Source organism: Paracoccus simplex (assembly GCF_042648325.1).
Lineage (GTDB): Bacteria > Pseudomonadota > Alphaproteobacteria > Rhodobacterales > Rhodobacteraceae > Paracoccus > Paracoccus simplex.
The window spans coordinates 1,510-5,524 of record NZ_JBHRXE010000007.1 but is presented as its reverse complement, the minus strand read 5'-3'; the positions used below and the strand labels follow the sequence as shown (position 1 = coordinate 5,524).

The following is a 4,015-nucleotide window of genomic DNA, read 5'->3' as shown; positions in this document are numbered from 1 at the left end:
CCGCAATGGCCGGGGTCATCTGGTTCATGCACGACCAACAGTGTCATTTGCCTCAGTTGGCGGGCGGCATGATGACCGTGTCGATGACATGGATCACCCCGTTCGAGGCCGCGATATCCGCCGTGGTGATATTCGCGTCATTGACCTTGGCACCGCCATCGAGCGTGAAAGTAACGTCGCCGCCCTGGACGGTAGCTGCCGTCATCCCCTCGGTCAGGTCCGAGGACATCACGGCACCGGGAACCACATGATACGTCAGGATCGACACGAGCTGATCCCTGTTTTCGGGCATCAACAGCGTATCGACGGTGCCCTCGGGAAGAGCCGCAAAGGCAGCATCGGTGGGCGCGAAGACGGTGAACGGGCCTTCACCTTTCAGCGTGTCCACCAGCCCGGCCGCCTGCACCGCCGCAACCAGCGTCGTGAAATCGCCCGCTGCAACGGCCGTATCGACAATGTCCGACGTGGCATCTTGCGCCATGGCGGCACCCGCCAGCAGGGCCGTCGTCGCAGTCGCCATCAGAAATTTGCGCAGCATTCCGGTTCTCCTTTGTGTCAAGCAGTGCTTTTCGCAAAGGGCCTCGTTTCGAGCCCTCGATGTTCTTTACGCAGGTCGCCCCCAGCCAGATCAAACTTGTCGTCAGGAAAATTCGATCTGCGCGCGCGGATGGCGCGTAATCCGAACAACCATCACGCAAGGGGGAACGGGATGACCAAGGTTTTGATCTATGGTGGCTCGGGCGCGACGGGCGCTGCGTTGGCGCGGCTGCTTGTCGCCGCAGGTCACAATGTGCATCTGACCGGCCGAAGCGAGAGCCGCCTTGCTGCCGTCGCCGCCGAAGTTGGCACGAGCTATACCGTCGCCGATGTTATGGACGAGACAAGCTTCGCACGCGTCAGCGCCGAGATTGATCACCCGCTGTCGGGGCTGGTCTATGCGGTGGGCAGCATCACCCTGCGGCAGCTCGCGCACTTGTCGGCGCGGGCAATGGCTGATGACTTCCATCTCAACGCCCTAGGAGCGGCGCTGGCGGTACAGGCGGCCTTGCCTGCCCTGAAGGCGGCAGAGGGCGGGGCATCGGTTGTGCTGTTTTCGTCGGTCGCGGTCGGGCAGGGTTTTGCCAATCACGCGTCCATCTCGATGGCTAAAGGCGCGGTCGAGGGCCTGACGCGCGCCTTGGCAGCCGAGTTGGCGCCGCACATCAGGGTGAACGCGATTGCGCCCTCTCTGACCGAAACTCCGCTGGCCGAACCCCTGACCGCCGATGCACGGATGGCAGCTGGTATTGCGCAACTGCATGCGCTGCAACGGCTTGGCCGTCCTGACGATCTTGCTGAAATCGCCGCATTTCTCATCTCAGCCCGGTCTGGCTGGATTTCAGGACAGGTCTTGGGGGTTGATGGCGGGCGCTCCCGGCTGAGGAGCCGAGGGTAAATCAACATTGAATGACCTAGCGCTGCATGGCGTGGGTGACGTCTACTACCTTTTCACGGCTAAAGCAGATCCTGATCTTCGAACTGCGATCAGTAATCCGTCTCAAGGTAGACCCCGGCGCAGTCGTAGGTGACGGCAGCAGCCGTCGTGCCGGTGTTGAGGTAGGGGCGGACGACAGGAACTGCGTCGCGGCGGGCAGATCGGCGATGATCTCCTGTTGAAAGACTGTGCCCGGCACTACATCCACCACCCTGTACCCAGACGGAACTGCCATTTGGTGGAGTGGTAACGAATAGGATCATCACGCCGCCCGTTGTCATTGCGATCCTACTTTCGCCGCTCAACCGACCTTGCTGCCCCAGAAGGACGTATGGTCGGCCGCGAAATATCCATCCGCCGCGCGAAAGTTGCCCTGCAGCTCGACGGTGTCGCCTTGTGCAAGCGGTGCCATGGTCTGCAGCCAGAGCGCCGTCGCCTCGGAGACACGCGCGCCGGAAACTCCCCCCCGCGAGCCGCGGATTTCCGTTATGCCGTTCAGCACCAGCCAGCCGCGCATCCGCGCATTGGTGCTGGAGTTGATCTTGTAGAGCAGCGTCGCGCCGAAGTGCCGCGCGCCGGCGACCGGCGCGGCGAAGTGGCTGTTGCCGACGCAAAGCCGCACTATCGTGGGCGGCGATGACGCAGGAGTTTTCGATAACCGCCCGCAACCATTGCACGGGCGTCACGCAGGAGTGCCTTGATGGCATGACGGGCGGAAGATGCCTGCCATTCGTCCCGGTCAAGCCGGCCGGCGTTCAGGAGAACCCGCGCGATCTCCTGCTGCGTCGCGCCGGCCCGATGGCCATCGAAGGCCCGCAGCATCCGTCGGAGGCGCGCGCGTTGCTGGCGTGTCAGGCGCGTATCCAATCTGCGGCCGAGGTTGAGCTGCGGCGGGTTCGAGCGGAGCGCCAGCGGCGGCACAAAGCGTCAGGGGGAGGATGGCCATCTGTTGGCGAAGGTTGGAGAATAGAGAAACACGAATTTGCATGGTCGGATCTGATCTGCTGCAATCTTGATGGTTGGGCGGACTGCTACGTTTGCAAGCAGTTTCGGCTTTCATCCGCCACCCTCGCGGAGCGAAGCTGCGATGTCGTTGATCGATCGGAGCAGAACCAGGGGATCATCCCTGGACGGCTCAAAGCCGCGCCGCCTCCAGAATTCGGCGGCTTCACCATCGACGGCATTGACCAACAAGGCCCGTCCGCCGATCAGCGAAGCGGCCTGAACGCAGCGCTGGAGAGCATGCTTCAAAAGACCGGTCCCGATGCCCAGCCCTGCCCATCCCGTATCGGTCGCAAGCTGGCCGAGTAACATGCACGGGACCGGATTGGGTGGCTGCCCCGTCCGGATCGAACGCGGCAGCACCGATGGTACAACGGCAGTCGGCGCCAGGCCGTAGTAACCGACCACGCGCCCAGCCTCATGCACCACGAGAACAGCAGTGAAGCCCTTCTGCTGATTGGAGAGGGCGCGCGTCTTCAGCCAGTGGTCAAGCGTGGGCTTGCCACAGGAGAAATCAGACACTTCGTGACCGGCGGTAAGCGGTTCGGGGCCTGACAGTTGCAATGGCTTACCGCTTCGCCACGTAGCCGGGCTCCCACGGCGCGGGCCGCTTCAGGACTTCCACCATCTCCGGAACGGGAGCAGCAGGACGCGCCAGCACATCCATGAACTCGGCGAAGCCCTCCGGACTCATCCGGATCAGCCCCTGCTCCATGACGACCTCCTCGGCCGCGCGCACAGCGGCGTCGCGCACGAAATCGGTGCGCGAGCGGCCGCGGAGGCTGGCGGCGCGATCAATCATTGCGACATCCGCCTCGGGCAGGCGCATCGAGATCGGATATTCCTTGCGTTCGGCGTTCGTGGCCATGGCGAATCTCCTTGGTCGGCACATAGTGCCTTGTATCGCGAATTACAATACGATAGGGTTACATCAACAGTCAATGACCTCATGAGGAGGGGCGACGAGGCCAATGATGACCGGGCCAGCGAGGGATTCCGATAGGTTATTTTGCTACGCCATGGCTCGCCGGGACACGCTGGGCTACGCTACAGCCCGCTCACCCGCGCCAATTGTCGCCGAATATTCGCCATCAATTTCCGTTGCTTATGCTTCCTCCGGGGCGAATGCTGCAAGTTATGACCTTGCGAGCCCCAGGAAACACAGCAAAGATGACAGGAGGAGAGCGCGAAGCGCTGCTCGAATCCTTGCTGCTGGACGAGCCGGAGCTGACGTTTACGCCGCGCGGCGCTCCAGACCCGCGCCTTCTGCGTCTGGTCGGCATCCTGGCGAGGCAGGCGGCGCAGGAGTGCTATGCAGAGGAAGTGAAGATGTCACGGCAAAGGAGGAAGCGCTCCTCCTGATACGGATGGGAGCCACGTTTTGAAAGTCGCGATCTACGCCCGCTATTCTTCCGACAATCAACGCGACGCTTCCATCGCCGACCAGTTCCGTATGTGCCGCCTCCATGCCGAGAAACAGGGCTGGCACATCGTCGAGGAGTATTCGGACCACGCGATCTCCGGCGCCTCGCTGATCCG

8 protein-coding genes are annotated in these 4,015 nt (G+C 62.6%); 3 read left to right on the top strand and 5 right to left on the bottom strand.

The window, feature by feature from the left end:
- Window positions 1-52: 52 nt before the first annotated feature.
- Window positions 53-538 (bottom strand): fasciclin domain-containing protein, encoded by a 486-nt coding sequence (locus ACFOMP_RS02775; RefSeq protein WP_028714589.1) that lies wholly within the window; start codon window positions 536-538, stop codon window positions 53-55.
- Window positions 539-709: 171 nt separating this feature from the next.
- Between ACFOMP_RS02775 and ACFOMP_RS02770 the strand changes: the two genes are divergently transcribed.
- The gene (locus ACFOMP_RS02770) at window positions 710-1,435 is read left to right on the top strand and encodes an SDR family NAD(P)-dependent oxidoreductase (protein ID WP_243786068.1); all 726 of its coding nucleotides are present in this window, start codon (window positions 710-712) and stop codon (window positions 1,433-1,435) included.
- Between the two features lie 340 nt (window positions 1,436-1,775).
- On the opposite strand, the gene ACFOMP_RS02765 is transcribed toward ACFOMP_RS02770, so the two are convergent.
- From ACFOMP_RS02765 to ACFOMP_RS02750, 4 genes are all read right to left on the bottom strand, one after another.
- The gene (locus ACFOMP_RS02765; protein WP_028714591.1) at window positions 1,776-2,096 is read right to left on the bottom strand and encodes a hypothetical protein; all 321 of its coding nucleotides are present in this window, start codon (window positions 2,094-2,096) and stop codon (window positions 1,776-1,778) included.
- Window positions 2,096-2,296 (bottom strand): DUF2285 domain-containing protein, encoded by a 201-nt coding sequence (locus ACFOMP_RS02760; protein WP_084637936.1) that lies wholly within the window; start codon window positions 2,294-2,296, stop codon window positions 2,096-2,098. The genes ACFOMP_RS02765 and ACFOMP_RS02760 overlap by 1 nt, the downstream gene beginning before the upstream one ends.
- A 234-nt stretch (window positions 2,297-2,530) precedes the next feature.
- Window positions 2,531-2,998, bottom strand: coding sequence for a GNAT family N-acetyltransferase (locus ACFOMP_RS02755; RefSeq protein ID WP_341802370.1), 468 nt, complete (start codon window positions 2,996-2,998; stop codon window positions 2,531-2,533).
- Between the two features lie 46 nt (window positions 2,999-3,044).
- Window positions 3,045-3,344: a type II toxin-antitoxin system TacA family antitoxin gene (locus tag ACFOMP_RS02750; RefSeq protein ID WP_028714593.1), complete on the bottom strand. Its 300-nt coding sequence runs from the start codon at window positions 3,342-3,344 to the stop codon at window positions 3,045-3,047.
- 302 nt (window positions 3,345-3,646) lie between these two features.
- Between ACFOMP_RS02750 and ACFOMP_RS02745 the strand changes: the two genes are divergently transcribed.
- Both ACFOMP_RS02745 and ACFOMP_RS02740 read left to right on the top strand, forming a co-directional pair.
- A complete protein-coding gene (locus tag ACFOMP_RS02745; protein WP_028714594.1) occupies window positions 3,647-3,838 on the top strand; it encodes a hypothetical protein in 192 nt (63 codons plus the stop codon).
- A 19-nt stretch (window positions 3,839-3,857) separates the two neighbouring features.
- The coding region (locus tag ACFOMP_RS02740; RefSeq protein ID WP_379027793.1) for a recombinase family protein at window positions 3,858-4,015 on the top strand (158 nt) is incomplete at its 3' end.

Excerpts from the sequence above, each read along its gene's own strand:
- ACFOMP_RS02775 (WP_028714589.1), bottom strand. The coding sequence starts at position 538 with ATGCTGCGCAAATTTCTGATGGCGACTGCGACGACGGCCCTGCTGGCG.
- ACFOMP_RS02770 (WP_243786068.1), top strand. The coding sequence starts at position 710 with ATGACCAAGGTTTTGATCTATGGTGGCTCGGGCGCGACGGGCGCTGCG.
- ACFOMP_RS02760 (WP_084637936.1), bottom strand. The coding sequence starts at position 2,296 with ATGCTGCGGGCCTTCGATGGCCATCGGGCCGGCGCGACGCAGCAGGAG.
- ACFOMP_RS02750 (WP_028714593.1), bottom strand. The coding sequence starts at position 3,344 with ATGGCCACGAACGCCGAACGCAAGGAATATCCGATCTCGATGCGCCTG.
- ACFOMP_RS02745 (WP_028714594.1), top strand. The coding sequence starts at position 3,647 with ATGACAGGAGGAGAGCGCGAAGCGCTGCTCGAATCCTTGCTGCTGGAC.